Here is a 17975-nt window from a genome sequence, read left to right as displayed (position 1 = left end):
GCGCGCCCGGGCGGGGATGATGCATCGCCGCATGGTCGCCCAGGGGCACGACTGGCATGTCCCGCCGGCGACAACACTGTGTGCCGCGATCCGCAGCGCGTCCCCGCCGCCCTCAGCGGCGCCCGGCCGGCACCAGTTGGTCGGACAGCAGCAAGGCGTTGAGCAGCAGCCGTTCGGTGCCGTGCCAGTACTTGCGATGCGCCGGGTCGTCGGCGAACAGCACGACGTTCCCGCGCCCGGTCGCGGCGACGACCGCCCACGGCGCGCCGCCGAGCCTGGCGCGGTTGCGCACCGAGACGTAGCCGTTGACCAGCGGCGCATCGTCGATGCGCACGACCGTCGAGAAGCGATCGCGCGCCGGCGGCAGTACGACCGGGGTCTCCTTGTTGACGAAGATCGCGCGGCGCGGCACGCCGAATGCCAGCGGATGGCTGATGTCGGCGTCGGCCGAGACCAGGTTGCCGGAGATGCGGTCCTCGGCCAGCAGGTCGCGGCGGTCGCCGAAATCCGCGCGGCCGGTGTCGCCGTCGTCCTGCGCCGGGGCCTGGCCGAGGCCGTCGGCGAGCTTGCGGTCGATCGCCCACTGCGCCGCGCTGCCGAAGGTCACCAGCGAGCCGCCGGCCCGGACCCAGCCGCGCAGCGCCTCGACGGTTGCCTCGCTCCAGTCCTCGTAGCTGCCGCCGGCCAGCACGATGCTGGTGTAGTCGCCCAGCGGCGCGCGTGCGAGCTGAGTCGGGTCGAGCCGCGTCGCCGGCCAGCGCAGCTGCTCGCTCAGCGCGAACCAGGTCGAGCCGATCTCGGTCGCGTTGACGCCCTGGCCCATGACCAGCGCGATCGCGGGCTTGCGCAGCGGGCGCACGCTGTCGCTGCCCAGGTCGATGCCGGCCGCGCTCTGCCCGGTCGACAGCGCGTGCGCACGCACGCCGGCCTCGCGCGCGGCGGTATCGACCGCAGCGTGCAGTGCCTCGGCCGCCAGTGCCTGGCCGGCGACCGGCACCACCAGCGTGCCGTAGGAGAAAGCGATCTCGCCGTCCGCGGTGCGCGCGGTGAACGGCTGGAACGCGCTGCGCACGCGGATGTCCTGTGCTAGCAGCGCGGCGAGCACGCGCGGCGCGGCCTGGTCGCGCCAGTCGACCGCGTAGGCGTAGCGCGCCTGGCCGCCGGCGACGCCGGCCATCGGCGGCGGCAGCGCCTGCACCCGCTCGCCCAGCGCCGGCGCGCGTCTCACGCGTGCGAAGGCGATGCCGTAGGCGTGCGCGATCGCGTACGAGGTGCTGCCGTAGACGCTCTCCTTCACCTTGGGCGTGGTCTCGAAGATCGCATGCACCAGCCGGAACTGCGGCTGCGCCGACGGCACGACGTAGGCGCTGCCGGGCGAGAACGTGACGCCGTCGATCGTCGTCTCGCGCGCCAGCGCATGGACCTCGATGCGGTGGAGCAGCAGCAGGTCGAGCAGGCGCCGGGTCAGCGACGGGTCGTGCGCGTCGCCGAACACGAACGCGGCCGCGTCGTGGCGCCGGCCCTGCGCCAGCGCCGAGCGGAAGAAATCCTTCTGCAGCGCGAGCAGCCCGGCCTTTTCGGCGACCGCGCCGCGCACCGTCGCCAGCCCGGTCGCGACCTGGTTGCGGATCGTGAAGCGGAACTCCAGCGGGCCGCCGGCGGTGTCCTGCACCAGGCCGCGCGAACTGCCCTGCTCGACGGTGACGCCGACGCCGCCGTGGAAGTCGGGATAGGTCGAGCCGTAGACCGGCGAGAAGTTGTCGAAGTTTTCCTTCGTGTAGTACAGCGAGCCGAGCGCATCGAGCCCTTCGGCGTGATAGCGCGCCAGTGTGACGTTGAAATCGTAGGAGGCCTGCGGCAGCAGCGGGCTGTGCATGCTCGACGGCGAGGGTTCGAAGTAGTACGTGCTGCCCGCGCCCATTTCGTGGAAGTCGATCTGCACGTTCGGCGTCCACTGGTGGAACAGCTCGATCTTGGGCCGGGTCTCGCGCTGGGTCACCGCGAGCCAGTCGCGGTTGAGGTCGGTGAAGTAGTGGTTGGTGCGGCCCATCGGGAACGGCTCGACGTGCTCCTTGTCCAGCGGGTCGGCGACCGGCGGGTTCGACTTCCATGCGTTGTGCCAGTTCGCCGCGCGGTCGCGGCCGTCGGGGTTCTGCGCCGGGTCGATCAGCACGATCGCCTCGTCGAGCCAGCGCGCGGTCTCCGCGCCGCGGTGCGCGGCCAGGTAGTAGGCGGTCAGCAGCGCGGCTTCGCCGCTGGAGGTCTCGTTGCCGTGCACGCTGTAGTACAGGCCGATGACGACCGGCAGCTGCGCGGGCGCGGCCGCGCCGGGGTCGCGCTGGGTGGCGTGCGCGGCGCGCAGCGATTCGAGCCGGCCGTGGTTGGCGGCCGAGGTGATGAACGCCGCGACCAGCGGGCGCTCCTCGTAGCTGCGCCCGGTCTGCTGCAGCGTGACCCGGTCGGAGACGCGCGCCAGTTCGCGGAAGTAGTCGACGATGCGGTCGTGGCGCGTGTAGTGCGTGCCCAGCGGGTAGCCGAGGAACTGCTCGGGCGTGGGGATCTCGGGATCGAAGTCCGCGGCCTGGGCCTGCGGAAAGTAGTAGGCGTTCTGCGCGACCGCGGCCAGCGGCAGCAGCGCGAGCAGGGCCAGCAGCATCCGCATCGGCGCGGTGCGGAATCGGCGGGTGCACCCGGGGGCGTGGCGGAGGGACGGGTTGGACATCGGGACGGATCCGGTCGGGGGCGGCGCCAGGACGCCGCGCGGGCGCGCGTCGTGCCGTGGCGCCGCCGTGGCGCGGGGGGGAGATCGGGTGCGGGCGGGCGCGGTCAGAACCGGTAGTCGAAGCCCACCTGGAAGTAGCGCCCGCGCAGGTCGTACTGGCTGAAGTCGTACGGGGCGCGGATGCCCGGGAAGGACGCGTCGTGCGGCGGCGTTTCGTCGGCGATGTTCTCGGCCTTGGCATAGAGCGTCAGCCGGTCGATGCCCGACCACGCCAGGTAGAGGTCGAACTGGTCGTAGGCGTCCACCCGCGACTGCGCCGCGCTCGCCGCGGCGCTGGCCTTCTGGTCGTAGCTGCCGGTGCGGTACCAGGTCAGGCCGGCATCGAAGTCGCCGATCTTCCAGTCGAGCGTCGTTGTCGCCTTGTTGCGCGGCAGCGACGGGCCGAGGTTGCTGCCGGCGTAGTCGACCAGCGGGCCGCCGACGGTCTGCGGGCGCTTGTACTCGAGCACGTGGGTGAACACGCTCGACAGGCCGAAGGTGCCGGCGTTGCCGGTGCGCCAGCGCTGGCGCAGTTCGGCATCCAGGCCCGAGGTCTGCAGCTCGCTGAGGTTCTGGTAGCGGTTGTAGACGGCCACCAGCTTGCCGCGCGCGTCGCGCAGGACGTCGGCCGGGTCGTTGTTCTGCACGATCGTCGTGGTGTTGCCGGTGCCCACCAGGTTGTCGAGCTCCACCCGGTACCAGTCCAGGCTCAGGCTGGTGTCGGCCCACGGCGACAGCACGAAACCGAGGTTGTAGCTGCGTGTGCGCTCGGGATCGAGCTCGGTGTTGCCGACGGTGAAGAACGTCGGATTCTGGCGCGAGTCGGCGACGTCCGGATCGAAGGGATCGACGACCGAGCCGTAGGCGATGCTGGTGGAGGCCGAGTTCTCCGACAGCGACGGCGCGCGGAAGCCGCGCGAGGCCGAGGCGCGGACCAGCAGCGCGTCGAGCGGCTGCCAGCGCAGGCCGGCCTTGGGCGAGAACGCGCTGCCGAAGTCGCTGTAGTGGTCGCCGCGGCCGGCCAGCTGCAGTTCCAGCGTCGGGGTCACCGGCACGTTGACCTCGGCGTAGACCGCGGCGACGTCGCGCTCGCCGTCGACCGCCGCGATCGCCGGGCGCACCTGCAGGCCGGCGTCGATCTGCCACGGGTTGCGCGAGACCAGGGACTCGTGCCGCCACTCGGCGCCGGCCGCGAAGCCCACGGTGCCGGCCGGCAGGTCGAACAGGCTGCCCGAGACCTTGAAGTCGACGCCGGTCAGGCGCGAGTCGGCCGGGCGCAGCGTGCTCAGCGCGATCCCATCGAGCACGGCCTGGGGCGTCGTCGAGGGCGCATGCAGGTTCAGGCTGCCGTCGGCGAGCGCTTGCGCCAGCGTCCAGCGGTTGGCGAAGCCGCCGGCGACGGTCTCCTCCTCCTTGCTGCGCGCCGCGAATGCCGCGGCCTCCCAGTCCCAGGTGTCGGAGAACCGGCCGCGCACGCCGCCGAGCACGCGGTAGGCGGTCGAGCGGTTGGTCTTGAGCGACTGGCCCAGGTCGAAGACCGTGTACTCGATCGGCGTGTCGACGCCGTACGGGTTGTAGGGGTTGCCGGCCGGCAGCAGGTTCGAGACCGGCTCGGCCAGCCCGGTCTGCGCGTCGAGCGCGAAGCGGCCGCCCTCGAGCGTGAAGTAGGGGCTGGAGCCGAACAGCGACGCGCCGCGGATGCGGCTCACCACGAGTTCGCCGAACGCCTCGGTGGTCTCGTTGAGGCGGACCGTGCCGTTGACGTAGCCCTGGTAGCGCTCGGTCGCCGGGATCAGCGTGGTGTGCGGCGCCAGGTTGATCGCGCAGGTGTCGCCGGCGAGCCCGTCGATCGGCGCACTCGCGGTCAGCACCATGCCTTGCGGGCAGTTGCCCGCGGCATCGAGCAGCGGTACCGACGCGCCGTCGACGAGGAACCGCGCGCCCTTGGCCGACCAGCCGTTCCAGCGGCCGCCGGGCCTGTCGGTGTAGATGCCCGAGCGCGTGAGCGCGCGCTGGTCCTGGTCGAGCCGATCGCGATCATAGGCCTCGAGGCTGAAGAGCAGGTTGTAGCCGTCGGTGTCGAGGTCGCCGATGCCGCCGACCAGCCGCGCGCGCTGCGTGTCCAGCCCGCCCTCGTCGGAAGTGCCCAGGCTGCCGCCCACTTCGAGCCCCTGGAAGTTCTGGCGGGTGATGATGTTGACCACGCCGGCGACCGCGTCCGAGCCGTAGACCGCCGACGCGCCGTCCTTGAGCACCTCGATGCGTTCGACCGCCACCAGCGGCAGCGCGTTGAGGTTGACGAAGGTGTCCGACAGCCCGCCGGCCGGGAAACCGTAGTTGGCCAGCCGGCGGCCGTTGAGCAGTACCAGCGTGTTCTTCTGCGACAGGCCGCGCAGCCCGATGCCGGCCGAGCCCGACGCCCAGCCGCTGTTGCTGGTCTCGTTGGCGGCGTTGCCGGTGTTGGCCGAGATCGAGCGCAGCACGTCAGCGACGGTGACCTTGCCCGAGGTCTCGAGCTCCTGTCGGCCGATGACCTGCACCGGGTTCGCCGTCTCGGCGTCCGCGCGGCGGATGTTGGAGCCGGTCACGGTCACCGTGCCCAGCGTGCGCGCGCCTGCGCCTGCATGGCCGTCCGCATCCTGTGCGGCGGCGAGGGTGGGGAAGGACAGCGCCGCCAGGAGGGCGGCCGCGAGACGCGAGGGGCTGGACATCTGCTGCACTGCAATACCGGATGGGTCGGGCAGTGGGCCATGGCTGGCCTCGGGTCAAGAAATGGTGTTCCGGACTGGCGACATTCCATTGTGGAATGTGCGGCGGAGGAATCGACGGTCCCCCTGGCACCGGACGGCCGTGGTCGCGGCGGGCCGAAGCCGCTACCATCGGCCGACAGGCCCCAGGGAAGTCGGGGTCGCGGGTCCGCAAGGGGGAGCGGACCGTCGACCGCAAGGAGCATCGCCATGGAAGTGCCCACAGGAAGATTGACCGCGCTGCTGGCCGGGCCCGGCCAGACGGACCGCCTGATGCGGCTGCATACCCCGCTCGGCCCCGACGTTCTGGTCGCCGAGGCGTTGTCGGGATACGAACGCCTCGATGCGGGCTACCGCCTCGACGTCACCGCGTTGTCGGTCGATGCCCGGCTCGATCTCCATTCGCTGCTCGGCCGCCCGGTGCTGCTGGCGCTGCAGGCCGCCGATCCGCTGCCGAGGTGGTTCCACGGCCACGTCACCGCCTTCGAATGCGTGGGCAGCAATGGCGGGCTGGCGCGCTACCGTCTCGTCGTCGAGCCATGGCTGGCGTTCCTGGGCCGGCGCATCGACAGCTACGTGTTCCAGGACATGCGCATTCCCGACATCGTCGAGGACGTTTTCGCCGATTACGCAGGCGCCGGCCCGCTCGCGCCCGCCTGGCGCTGGGATCTGGCCGACCGCGACGCCTATCCCGTGCGCAGCCTCACCACCCAGTACGCCGAGAGCGACCTGGCGTTCGTCCGGCGGCTGCTGGCCGATGCGGGCATCTTCTGCTGGTTCGAGCACGACGGCGACCCCGCGTCGGAGACCTTCGGCCGCCACACCCTGGTGCTGGCCGACCACAACGCCGCGTTCGCCGACCTCGGCGCCGTGCGCTATCACCGCAGCGACGCGACCGAGCGCGACGATGCGATCCAGCACTGGTCCGATGCCCGGCGGCTGCAGACGGCACGGCTGTCGCGTGCGAGCTGGGACTATCGCAGCTTGGCGCTGCGTCCTGCCAGCCTGGAGGGCGCCACCCATGGCCAGGTCGCACCGGCGGACGTCGATACCGCGGGACCGTACGCCTGGCCCGACGCCGCGGCCGGCGAGCGCCACCTCGCCCGACAGCTGGAGGCGCTGCAGGTCGACGCGCGACGCATCGAGGGACGCGGCAGCTGGCGCCGCCTCGCGCCGGGCGCCCACTTCTCGCTGACCGGGCATTTCGCCGCCGCGCACGAGACCGATGGCTTCGTCTGCATCGGCGTCGAGCATGGCGCGCGCAACAATCTCGGGGCCGAGGTGTTCGACGTGGTCGAGCGCCGGCTGGGCGCCTGGCTGCAGGCGCCGCTCGAGCCGCCGTCCGCGCTCGCCGGGCTCGAGGCCGCGCCCGCGCCCGCGTCCCTCGGCGAGGTCGCGTTCTATCGCAACCGCTTCGATGCGATCCCCGCCTTGGTGCCCTATCGCCCCAGGACCGTCGATGGGCACGGCCTGCGCCTGCACGCCCGGCCCACGGTCCACGGCACGCAGAGCGCCATCGTGGTCGGCGACGGCGGGCCGGTGCTGACCGACCGCGACCATCGCATCAAGGTGCAGTTCCCCTGGCAGCGCGGCAGCGATGCGAGCAGCGGCCAGGCGCATCCCGGTGGCGACGACAACGCCCCCGGCCACGGCGGCGCGTGGACCTGGGTGCGCGTGGCCACGCCGTGGGCCGGCGACGACTGGGGCGGCGTGGCGATCCCGCGCTGCGGCCAGGAGGTGCTGGTGGCGTTCCTGGAGGGCGACATCGACCGTCCGGTCGTCGTGGGCGCGCTCTACAACGGCCGCGGCCAGGACGACGCCGCCCACAATCGGGTTCCGACCGGTGGCGCCGGGGCGACCGGCAACGCCCCGGCGTGGTTCGCCGGCAACGACCATGGCGCGGTGTTCACCGGCTTCAAGAGCCAGGCGATGGCGCAGAGCCAGGACGGCAGCGGCGGCTACCAGATGCTGCGGCTCGACGACACGCCCGGACAGGGGCGTGCGCAACTGGCCACGACCCAGCACGCCGCCACGCTGACGCTCGGCCATCTGCGCGAGGGCGAGGACAACCGCCGGGAGGCGACGCGCGGCTTCGGCGCGGAGCTGTCGACGCGTGCCAGCGGTGCCGTCCGGGCCGGCGCCGGCCTGCTGCTGACCACCGAACCGGGCCGGCTCCAGCTCGCCGCACCGGGTCTGCAGACCCAGCTGGCCGAGGGCGAGCAACTGCTGCAGACGCTGGCTGACACCGCCGCGCAACAGCAGGCCGCGCTCCCCGGCGACCGCGACACCTTGCCCGCGCAGGACAGCCTGCGCAGCGTGCAGAAGACCCTGGGCGCGACCGCGCAAGGCAAGCCCGTGGACGGCATCGGCGGCGGCGCCGGCGAGGTGCCGGCCTGGGGCGCGCCGCTGCTGGCGGCCAGCAGTCCCGACGGCCTGTTGAGCCTGACGCCGGCCGACCAGGTCTGGGTCTCGGGCACCCAGACCGCGCTGCTTGCCGGCGACGCGCTGGGCTGGACGAGCCAGGGCGGACTCGTCGCCGCCGCGGCCGGCGGCATCGCGCTGTTCGCCCAGGGCGGCGAGCCGCCCGCCGGCAGTCCGAACCCCGAACGCGGCATCGCCCTGCACGCGGCCCAGGGCAAGCTCAGCGCCCGCGCGCCTCGCAACAAAGCGACCGTCGCCGCCAAGACGAACGTCGCCATCGCCAGCACGCAGGCGGACGTGGAGATCGTCGCGCCCGCCGGCCACGTCCTGCTGACCGCCGTCGGCGCCTACCTCAAGCTCGAAGGCGGCAACATCGAACTCGGCGCGCCGGGGCGGGTGGAGTTCAGGGCGTCGAGCAAGGACTGGGTGGGGGCGCAGGGGGAGGGCGCGAGCGAGCGCCTCTCCGTGGCCGAGTACAAAGGCTGTGCCGAGAAGGTCAAGTCTGCCGCTGCGACGGGAGGCGCGCGTGTCGAAGCGTGAAGCCCTTCCCGATAGCTCGATTCTCAGCGCGCGCCTGGACGAATTGAGATGGCGCTTGTTCGAGAATGAGAAGAACGACGCCTATGTCTTCGTAGACCCCGTGCTGCGGTCCCCCTGGGATCGCCCCTGGACGCGGAAGGGGGACGTGTCCTCGGGAAACATCGAGCACATCATCGATCTCGCGATGTTCGGCGTCGAAAAAGAGCGTTCACCATTCTTCGTCCGGATTGCTCGCTCAACGTCTTGGTTGCTGGACGCTTCGTTCGAAATTGCGACCCGGGAGGCATGCGCCTCATCGAGCGTACGCAGTGTGTGCGGCTGGTTCACTAGCCCCTTGCCCCTGCCCGCTTTGCGCAGCGTGATCGGTGCGCAGATGCGCCGCAGGGATGGTGCCAAACACTGGCTCATGCGCTTCTACGACCCTCGTGTTGTACGGCACCTGCAGCAGCTGCTGTGTCATGGTTTTGCGGTGCATGGCGTCTCGGTGTGGTGGAGCCTGGACGATTTCGGCAAGTTGCGCCGCACGCAGGGTGTTCCGGCTCCCTCGGGCGGATTCCGCGTAACGGCGGAAGACATCCCAGCGCTGGATAGCCTGGGCTTGGTCAATCAAGCCTTCGGACAGTGGCGGACGCTGGACGATCCAATGCCCGAAGACGCGTATGACCGTATTTTCGCAGCGATGGCCTGCGCGCGACGCCATGGGCTCCCGATCGAGCGTGCAGCCGATTGCCTCAGCTTCGTGCTGCATCGCTGCCTGGTCCATCCACGCATCGAATGCCATCCCGACGTTGCCCGGTGGCTGTCGCTCGCTGCCGATGGCCGAGGCAGCTACGTCGACGCTGCGGCGAATGCGAGTCGGGAATGGTGGGATGAAGTCGCGACTGGGCACTGGATCATTGCCGCAGAAGGAGAAGCTCATGGCTGATGGCGCACAGATTGCGCAGTTCGCGCGGGAGACGAGTCCCAATGTGGCGCCTTTCGGCGATTGCCCTCGCTGCGACAAGTTGGGTTTTCCGATTCTGCCGATGCGGTTCGCCTACGTGCTCAAGGATGCCCAATACACGGGACAACCCGTGGATACAGGGCCGGCCGGTTATCGATTCAATGCGGGCGAGCTGGCGATCCGCATGCTCAGTGGCGGCTACCTGTACCTGCTGGACGAGCGCAAGGGCGGTGTCTGGCGTGCGTTTCATGTGGCCGAGGATGGCGCCCTCTGGGAGTTTCCCGCGCGAACCGAGCCGGACTCGGAAGGGTTTCAGTGCGGACGGGTGGATCATCTCAGCCGCTCCAGCGCGCTCGTTCTCCCCGATCCGGATGAGGACCGGACGATCTGGATGGCCTATGTCAGCACGCGTTACACCTCGCAGTTGCTGGATCGAGGCAAGCGCGCCTTGATGGCGGGCGAAGCCGGCGAGGACGAAGAATCATTGCGATGGCGAACCCGTTTCTCGCGCTTCGACGTTGGAACGCTGCAGACGATGGAGAACAGTGGCGACCTGCAACAACGGGACGCGCGCCTGATCGACGCCGAAGGCGTCGAACTGACGACAGTGGCGTCCGAGTTTGCTGGCATGCATGCCCGCTTCGACGAGGGCATTGTGTCCGGCTGCGACCTGCGTGCCCTCGGGCGGCAGATCGGCGACCGCATGCACAGGATGCATGCCGGGGGTGGCGCCGCGGTCTTCCTCGACGATCCGATGGGCATTGCGATGGAGGTCCGTCACTATGCTCGGCGGGCGGCGGCCAAGATCGAGGAACTGGAAACCCGCTATGCGCGGCAGATCACCGTGGATCGGGCGATTCGCCAGATGGAGGCAAGCTTCAAGAACGGTGGCGCCGAGAAGGCGGAGGAGTGGCGCGAGGAGTATCTGATCAAGATCGATGCCGACAAGCGCCAGGCCTTTCTCGACGAATACACGCCGATCCGGCGCCGGCTGCAGGGCCAGTTGGAGATGCTGGGGCTCGATACGCGTGTCGCGATCGAGCGGGTGCAGTTCTCGAGTATGTCGCACACCGACTTCGATAGCGAGGACCCAGAGTCCACGGTCGATTTCGTCAGCCAGATGGCGGCCGTGCTCGCCGGCATGAGCCTGAGCGAGACCGAACGCATGTTTGCGCTGGAGATGATCCAGAAACCGGTGACCGACAACCTGATGTATCGCGTCGTCCTGGCCGATCAGAAGGCGCTTCTCGACTATCTGGTGCAGGACAAGGCCGGCGACGTTGCGGCTCTCATGAAGGGCAGCTATGGCGTCTACGACGAATGGACCAAGGCCTACTCGGAACTGTCGCAGGCATTGAAGGCCAGCGTGGCCGGCACCGCCATGCGTCTGGATGCGTTGCCCGAGGCGGCAACGGCGCTGGCGTCGAGTGACCGCGTTTTCCGGGTCACGCTGGGACCGGCCGAGTCCGTGCGGACGATGCTGGTGACGCTTGAAGGCCTGTTCACCGATGCCAAGGTCGCCGCGGTCGGTAACCTGCGTGTACTCGCAATGGCAGGCGGCCTCTGGTTCGATGCCTATGCAGTGCCGGTCGTAGAGACCCCGACCTGGGCGGAGCTGGTCCGTGACAACAAGGAGGCGGCGTGGGGACAGCCAATCTCGCATCGCCACCAGGTCCAGAGTGGACGAGGTGGAGCACGTCGATTGCAGGTGGACCTGGGCGACTATCTGGATGAACTGGGGCCCGACGGCAGCCGGCGCATTGCCGTGTTGCGCCTCGACCTGCACGAACGCCAGGCCGAGCTGGTGACCGGGACAGAGGGGAATCGCCGTAGTGCGCGGCGCCGCCAGCAGAGAGAGGAACGGCGCGCGCAGCAAAAAGCCGAGCGACAAGCCGGACGTCGAGGCCGGGCCCCTGCCAGGACGCCACTCGCCCAGGCGATGGATGAGGCCCTGGTGGGGTTGCGGGAGGAATTCGCACAGGAAGCAGCCCGGCAGGAACGGATGAGTGCGCTGGAAGCGGAACGGGCTCGGATCGAGAATGCCCGGGTTGAAAATGCCAGGCGGCTTGGCTTGCCGCCTGTAGCGGGCACAGCGGGTGCTGGCGCGGTGGTGGTACCGGCCCATCTGGCCAGCTTGCCGCGCGCGCCCTCCGGCATGGGGTGGAGCAAGCGAATGCTGACGATAATGCGCAAGAGTGCGGACTACGGCGGCCTGGCCGCGCTCGCCGGCGCGTTTCAGGCGGTCGGGCTGGTGGATGCGATCAAGGAACTGCGTGCCAAGGATGAAACCAGCGCGGTCGCGATCTCCAAGGTGTTCGCCTCTGTGCTCGGCGTTCTCGGTGCGGGTATGGAGGTGATGGCGGGCGGGATGAAGCTTGCGGAGGCGAGAACGGGCGCTCAGGTGAGCGTGCTGAGGATGGACGCAAAGATGATGGCAGCGCGTGGGGCTGCGCTAGGTGGTGCGGCCGGTGTGATCATGGGGCTGCTGACCATCAAGGATGGTATGGAGCTACGCTCCGAAGGCGACTCTGACGCGGGCGCCTATATGGTGCTTGGCGGCTTTGTACTTGCAGGAAGCGGAGCTGCCTCTATAGCGGGTGCGTTCGGTCTTGGCTCATTCCTGGGGCCCGTCGGATGGGCCATAGCAGCTTTCGTCCTGGCAGGCATCGCAATCTACCTGCTGTTCAAATCGGAAGATGCCCGAGACAACCCATTGCAGGTCTGGCTTCGCTCCTCAATGTTTGGAACGAATCCTCTCTATCCTAACGCTAGGATAGAGGGTGACGCACTTGCAGCGCTCTTCGTGATGAGGCTGGATGTGGACATGCGCTGGGAAGACGATGCCGGCTTGTTTGGCAATGGGGCGCTGCGCACCCCGCGTCAGGCAGCCGTCGTGGAAATTCATGCGCCAGCAATCGGGCGCGGGAGTTGGGTGTCGTACGTCATTATCGGCGAAGCTAGCGATGGATTCCGCATCACCTATCGAGCGGAGCACGATTTGAAGGATGAGCCGAGCGCGAATGATGTGCGCACCACTTGGAATGATGGAGGAAGAGAACGTCCCCTGACCCGCGCTGCAGGCAATGTGATGCGCAGGACCGACCGCGGCGGGATCGCGTGGCGGATAGGCGGCTTGAACCGGCAAATGCGTCGGGTGACGTTGACGTTGAAGTACTGGCCCGACCGGGCTCACGCGCCAGAACTGGTGCTTCCGGATGCGGCGGGATTGCGCGGCGACCTGGTGGCTGGAGGAATGAGTTGAGTGTGAATGAGAAATCGGATGGCGGCGAGTCGCCACGGCAATGGAGCCTGAGCCCTGACGGGAAGGACGTGGACGAAAGCAGGCCGCTTCGGGTGGAGGGCCACCGCATGCATCCCTTGATGCTGCGAACCAACTACGGGACTGCGAGCTCACTCGTAAACGAAGTCAGCCCCGTAAGGCTAATTTCAGTCCCGAACTCCACCGGCGAAGCGGGAGCCTATGGGGTTGGGGTTCTCGCGGTCCTTGCAGCGCTTCTTTTAATATATATCTCTTTCTATGGATCGTATTTCTTCTATTCATTTGGCGACTTTGCGGTCTCAATTATAATAATATCATTTTCTTTATTTCCTGCTTTCATGATTTGGTGGGTAGCCTCGAATCTTTGGAGGAGAGGATACTCGGAGCCCACGTTATTCAATCGCAAGAGGGGTACCGTGATCCAAATGCAAGGCCGCAAGCGCGTGGAAGCGCGCTGGTCGGACCTGCAGCCCTACTTCGAGGTGATGCGCGCAGCGCACGCAGCCGGTGCGTCCTCGGTGATGATCCTGCGGCTCGTGCATCTCTCCGAGGACGGGCGCTCGGCGATAAGTCAGATCAAGGTCTCGGGCCACCTGATCAGCGCCCGAGCGGCGGCGGCCTATTACGAATTCCTGTGCCGCTACATGGCGGGCGATTGGGAAGCCCTGCCCGAGATCCGGCTGATCGGCGGCATCCGGCGCCCGCTGCTGCAGGAGTTCCGGCTGGACGGCATCAACTTCTGGATGGGCGCTTACGATTGGTCCGAGCGCAGGCCGATTGGCAAACTGCTGATGTGGGTTTTCGTGCCGGTGTGGACGGTCCTGCTGTGGCCGTTCCACATGCTGACCTTGCTTGGGAGTCGACTGGGCTGGGTGCCGCAGTTCCCGCAAAAAGACCTGGACGAGGCCGCCTACGATCCAGGCAAGGACGGCCCGATACCTGAAGCACTCGCCCGCAAGATCCAGCCACTGGGCGAGATCGCCTTGCCGGAACGGGTGCTTTATATCGGATCGATCCTGCTGGGTGGTGGGCTATGGGTCTGGCTGATCGCCTGGATGTCCACCCTGGAGTGGTAAGGCCAGGGCTGCAATGGGTTCCGCATCAGCCATCAAGCGGATTATGACGTGAAGGATTAGCCGAGCGCCGAACTTGATGCAATGTTGACCGAATAGCCGGCAGGCACGGCTCCGGTCAGGTTGCGCTGAAGCGCATCCGACCTCAGGCCAGGCCGATGGCAGGTGATCACGAGGGGCGTCCAAGCAACCGGCTACCCCCGATGCTCCCGTAGCAGGTACTCCGCGCTGCGCATCTCGATCAGGCGCGAGGCGGTGCGCTCGAAGGCGGCGGACAGGCGTTCGCCGGCATAGAGCAGCGGTGGTTCGGCGTCGGCGGTGCAGACGAGGTTGACGCTGCGGTCGTAGAGCTCGTCGATCAACGTGACGAAACGGCGGGCGGCGTCGTCGCGGCGGGCGTCCATCGTCGGGATGCATCCGAGCAGCACGGTGTGGAACTCGGTCGCGATCTGGATGTAGTCGCTGGCGCCACGGGGGCCCTCGCACAGCGCGTCGAAGTCGAACCAGGCCATGCCGGTGCAGCGCGCACGCACGGGGATGCGGCGGCCATCGAGCTCGATGCCGGCGTCGCGATGGCCGTCGTCGCCGCCCAGTTCGTGCCAGCGCGTGTCGAGCCAGGCGTCGGAGCCGGGATCGAGCGGTGCGCGGTAGACGGGCGAGCGCGTCAGCGCGCGCATGCGGTAGTCGGTGTCGCTCTCCAGATACACCACGTGGCAGTGCTGCTCGATCAGGTCGATCGCCGGCAGGAAGCGCGCGCGCTGCAGGCCGTCCTTGTACAGGTCCCTGGGCGCGGCATTGGAGCTGGTCACCAACACGATACCGTCGGCGACCATGCGCTCGAGCAGCCGCGCGAGCAGCATCGCATCGCCGATGTCGCTGACGAAGAACTCGTCGAGCACGAGCACGCGCAGGCCGGCATCGCGCCAGCCGCGCACGATCGCGGCCAGCGGGTCGCGTTCGCCGGCATGGGTGCGCAGCGCGGCGTGCACCTCGCGCATGAAGCGGTGGAAATGCGTGCGCCGCTTGCCGCCCAGGTGCGGATCGACCTCGGGGCTGCGGGCGGGGTCGCGCGGCGCGGCGGGCGCCGGGTCGTCCGCGTGGGCGTCGCCCTTGAGCGTGCGCAGCGCCAGGCCGTCGTGGAACAGGTCGATCATGAAGGTCTTGCCGCGTCCCACGCCGCCCCACAGGTACAGGCCGGGCGGGCCGTCGACGTCGCGGTCGCCGCCGAACAGCCGGCCGAGCAGGCCGCGGCGCGGCGGCGGGGCGTGCAGCGCGCGATGCAGCCGGTCGAGTTCGACCAGCGCCGGCTGCTGGGCCGGGTCGTGCTGCCAGTCACCGCGGGCGACGCCGGCGGCGTAGCGCTCGGAGGGCAGCGGCGGCAGGCTCATCGCCGGCCTCGCGTCATGGCGGTGCCGGGCCGGGCGCGGCGGGACCGGATCATCGCGGTTCGGGCAGATGGCGGCGCACGCCGTTCTTCACCGCGCCGCGCAGGTCGATCAGGCGCCGGTGGAAGAAATGGCTGGTGTCGGGCATGCGCACCAGCTCGGCCTGCGCGTCGCGGTCCTCGAGCCATTGGTAGACGGCTTCGGGATCCACGATCTCGTCGGCCTCGCCCTGGATCACCAGCCACGGGCAGTCGGGCAGCACGATGCGGTCGAAGTCCCAGCGCCCGGCCGGCGGCGCGATCGAGACCAGCAGATCGGGCTTGAGCATGTCGCTGGCGCGCAGGGACACGTAGGCGCCGAAGCTGAAGCCGGCCAGCCACAGCGCGTGGCCGGGCCGCTCGCGGCGGACCCAGTCGACGACCGCGGCCAGGTCGTCGGTCTCGCCGTTGCCCTGGTCGAAGCGGCCCTCGGAGGCGCCGGTGCCGCGGAAACTGAAGCGCAGCGTCGTCGCGCCGAGCTCGCGCAGCGCGCGGGCGACCATCGTCACGACCTTGTTGTGCATCGTGCCGCCCTCGGTGGGCAGCGGATGGCAGACCACCGCGACCAGCGGCAATGCGGGCACGTCGGCGTCGGGGAGGTCGATCGCGGCCTCGAGGGCGCCGGCGGGGCCGACCAGCGTCAGCGGGCCGGACTGCGTGGGGAACGTGGGGGACGTCATGCCCAGATGATAAACGTCCGCGCGTTCACTCGCCGCGCAGGCGCAGGCCCACGACCAGCGGATCGTGGTCGGAACTGCGCCATGGCGTGCCGGGTGGCGCGCCCGGGTCGGGCTCGTCGGCGTTGCTGTGCCACTTCGCCGCGCCCTGGAGCCGCGCGGCCAGCGCCGGGCTCAGCAGCAGGTGGTCGAGGCGCCCGGCCTGGCCGTCGAAAACGAAGCTGTAGCGCGCATCCGCGTCGCCGCCGTCGAACGGGTCGCGCCAGCCGGCGGCGACGAACGCGCGCACCGGGTCCTCCATCGCGTAGGCATTGAAGTCGCCGACCACCGCGATCCGGTCGCCACCGGGCGTCGGCCGGGTCGCCAGCCACGCCAGCAGCCGGCGCGCGGATTCGGTGCGCGTCGCGTTCCAGCAGGCCTGGCCGTCGCCCTGGTCCCGGTCCGCGCCCTCGGCGCCGCCGCAGCCCTTCGATTTCAGGTGCACGGCGACGACCGAGAAGGCCGGCCCCGCGACGCGGCCGTCGCGCAGCGGCACGAAGGCCTGGGCGAGGGGGACGCGGCTGTGGGCGACGAACGGGCCGCCTTCGAGGATCGCCGGCGCGCCCTCGGGGCGCACGCGCGCGCTGCGGTAGAGCAGGCCGACCCGGATCGGGTTGTCGCCGGGACCGTGGCCTGCGTCGACGAAGCGCCAGTCGCGCGCCGGGCCGGCGGCGTTGAGCGCGTCGACCAGCTGGGCGATGCTCGACCGCGCGTCGTAGCCGTCGTTTTCCAGTTCCATCAGCGCGGCGACGTCGGCATCGAGCGCGGCGATCGTCGCGACCAGTCCCGCGACCTGGCGATCGAGGTCGGCCGGGGTCTTCGCGCCGCGCGGGGTCGGAAAGCCACCGCCGCGACCGTCGCCGTTGAACAGGTTCTGCAGGTTGAAGGCCGCGATGCGCAGGTCGCCGTCGACCTGCGGCGGCGCCGGGCGCGGCGCGGGTGCGACCGAGACCGGCGCGGTCGCGCGCAGACGCCAGCCGTCGCCGGTGTGCTCGACGATGCCGGTCACGCCGGTCAGCGCGCTGCCGGTGCGCAGCGCCCGCGCATGTTCGGGCAGGTACCACGGCGCGCCGGCTTCAGGCGGGTCCTCGCGACCGTCGTCGAGCACGACGCGCCGGGCGCGGTTGTGCGCGGCGACAGTCGCGGCCCCGTCGCCGGGGCGGGCGATTTCGGTCGGCGTGAACAGGCGGCCGTCGAAACTCGCGACCAGCGTGCCGTCGCGCGCCATGCGGTGGTGCCCGCTGAGCGTCAGCGGTGCGTCGATGCGGACATGGCGGCCGGCGAGCGACGCCCAGTCGGCGGGCGGTGCGGACAGCGACACCACGTCGTCCGCCGCGGCGGGGCCGCGCGCGGGCGACGCGTCGGGAACGGGGCCGCCGGACCGGCAGGCGGCGAGCAGCAGGCACAGCGGCAGGGCGAGGCGCACGGACATCACGGGAGTCTCCAGGCGGGCGGCGCCGAAACGACGACGCCGCCCGAAGGCGGCGTCGCGGGCATCGGGCGGCGCCGGACCGGCCGGCGCGCCGCAGCTTACTTCAGGTTGTCGACCATCCAGTCGACGACGGCATGCATCTGCTCGTCGGTCAGCGCCGGATTGCCGCCGCGCGCGGGCATCACGCCGGCCGCGCCGGTGAAGCCCTCGATCGAGTGCTGGTACAGCGTGTCCTTGCCCTGGGCGATGCGCGCGTCCCAGTGGGCGTGGTCGAGCGTCGGGGCACCGCCGGCGCCGGAGGTGTGGCAGCCTGCGCACAGGTTTTCGTAGATCACCGAACCCTCGAGCGTGCCGCCGTAGGCGGCCTGCGAGGTCGCCGCCGCGGCGGCAGCGGCGGCGGCCGCCGCCTGCGAGGCGGCACCGGTCGCGCCGGCGTACACCGCGCCGACCGGCGCGATGCGCGCCTGGGTGCGCTGGGCGACGTTGGGCGGGACTTCGGTGGGGACCGAGCGATGCAGGAACCAGGCGCCGGCGATCAGGCCCAGTGTGACGATGGTCAGAAACACCAGCACCATCGAGAAGCGCTTGAGGAATTCGAGATCGTAGTTGCGCACGAAGCACCCTTGGCTTTGGCGACAT

General features: G+C 69.8%; 10 protein-coding genes. 4 read left to right on the top strand and 6 right to left on the bottom strand.

What is annotated here, in order from left to right; genetic code table 11:
• Window positions 1-112 precede the first annotated feature (112 nt).
• Window positions 113-2722 (bottom strand): M14 family zinc carboxypeptidase, encoded by a 2610-nt coding sequence (locus tag WQ56_RS09325; RefSeq protein ID WP_156170483.1) that lies wholly within the window; start codon window positions 2720-2722, stop codon window positions 113-115.
• 104 nt (window positions 2723-2826) lie between these two features.
• Window positions 2827-5472, bottom strand: coding sequence for a TonB-dependent receptor (locus WQ56_RS09320; protein ID WP_047136807.1), 2646 nt, complete (start codon window positions 5470-5472; stop codon window positions 2827-2829).
• 246 nt (window positions 5473-5718) lie between these two features.
• Between WQ56_RS09320 and WQ56_RS09315 the strand changes: the two genes are divergently transcribed.
• The 4 genes from WQ56_RS09315 to WQ56_RS09305 all read left to right on the top strand — a co-directional run bounded on the left by WQ56_RS09315 (window position 5719) and on the right by WQ56_RS09305 (window position 13768).
• Entirely contained in the window at window positions 5719-8469 is a 2751-nt protein-coding gene (locus tag WQ56_RS09315; protein WP_047136806.1) for a type VI secretion system Vgr family protein, read from the top strand.
• Entirely contained in the window at window positions 8456-9394 is a 939-nt protein-coding gene (locus WQ56_RS18105; RefSeq protein WP_156170481.1) for a DUF4123 domain-containing protein, read from the top strand. The genes WQ56_RS09315 and WQ56_RS18105 overlap by 14 nt, the downstream gene beginning before the upstream one ends.
• Complete coding sequence (locus WQ56_RS09310) at window positions 9339-12674, top strand: toxin VasX (protein WP_197076466.1); 3336 nt, start codon at window positions 9339-9341, stop codon at window positions 12672-12674. Before WQ56_RS18105 ends, WQ56_RS09310 begins: the two co-directional genes overlap by 56 nt.
• A gap of 443 nt (window positions 12675-13117) precedes the next feature.
• Complete coding sequence (locus tag WQ56_RS09305; RefSeq protein WP_047136804.1) at window positions 13118-13768, top strand: hypothetical protein; 651 nt, start codon at window positions 13118-13120, stop codon at window positions 13766-13768.
• 191 nt (window positions 13769-13959) lie between these two features.
• Here the strand turns inward: WQ56_RS09305 and zapE are convergent, their stop codons facing one another.
• The 4 genes from zapE to WQ56_RS09285 form a co-directional block, all read right to left on the bottom strand.
• Window positions 13960-15153: a cell division protein ZapE gene (gene zapE, locus WQ56_RS09300; RefSeq protein ID WP_047136803.1), complete on the bottom strand. Its 1194-nt coding sequence runs from the start codon at window positions 15151-15153 to the stop codon at window positions 13960-13962.
• A 49-nt stretch (window positions 15154-15202) separates the two neighbouring features.
• Entirely contained in the window at window positions 15203-15868 is a 666-nt protein-coding gene (locus tag WQ56_RS09295; RefSeq protein ID WP_047136802.1) for an alpha/beta fold hydrolase, read from the bottom strand.
• Between the two features lie 25 nt (window positions 15869-15893).
• Complete coding sequence (locus tag WQ56_RS09290) at window positions 15894-17336, bottom strand: ExeM/NucH family extracellular endonuclease (RefSeq protein WP_047136801.1); 1443 nt, start codon at window positions 17334-17336, stop codon at window positions 15894-15896.
• A 98-nt stretch (window positions 17337-17434) separates the two neighbouring features.
• Window positions 17435-17950, bottom strand: coding sequence for a c-type cytochrome (locus WQ56_RS09285; RefSeq protein WP_047136800.1), 516 nt, complete (start codon window positions 17948-17950; stop codon window positions 17435-17437).
• Between the last annotated feature and the right edge of the window lie 25 nt (window positions 17951-17975).

It is taken from the genome of Luteimonas sp. FCS-9, assembly GCF_001014645.1.
Taxonomy (GTDB): domain Bacteria; phylum Pseudomonadota; class Gammaproteobacteria; order Xanthomonadales; family Xanthomonadaceae; genus Luteimonas.
The sequence above is the reverse complement of the archived record's forward strand: the minus strand, read 5'-3'. Positions and strand labels throughout refer to the sequence as shown.

Bases quoted from the DNA above. Each gene is read 5' to 3' on its own strand.
- WQ56_RS09290 (WP_047136801.1), bottom strand. From the start codon at position 17,336: ATGTCCGTGCGCCTCGCCCTGCCGCTGTGCCTGCTGCTCGCCGCCTGC.
- WQ56_RS09325 (WP_156170483.1), bottom strand. From the start codon at position 2,722: ATGTCCAACCCGTCCCTCCGCCACGCCCCCGGGTGCACCCGCCGATTC.
- zapE (WP_047136803.1), bottom strand. From the start codon at position 15,153: ATGAGCCTGCCGCCGCTGCCCTCCGAGCGCTACGCCGCCGGCGTCGCC.
- WQ56_RS09305 (WP_047136804.1), top strand. From the start codon at position 13,118: ATGCAAGGCCGCAAGCGCGTGGAAGCGCGCTGGTCGGACCTGCAGCCC.
- WQ56_RS09310 (WP_197076466.1), top strand. From the start codon at position 9,339: ATGAAGTCGCGACTGGGCACTGGATCATTGCCGCAGAAGGAGAAGCTC.
- WQ56_RS09295 (WP_047136802.1), bottom strand. From the start codon at position 15,868: ATGACGTCCCCCACGTTCCCCACGCAGTCCGGCCCGCTGACGCTGGTC.
- WQ56_RS09315 (WP_047136806.1), top strand. From the start codon at position 5,719: ATGGAAGTGCCCACAGGAAGATTGACCGCGCTGCTGGCCGGGCCCGGC.
- WQ56_RS09320 (WP_047136807.1), bottom strand. From the start codon at position 5,472: ATGTCCAGCCCCTCGCGTCTCGCGGCCGCCCTCCTGGCGGCGCTGTCC.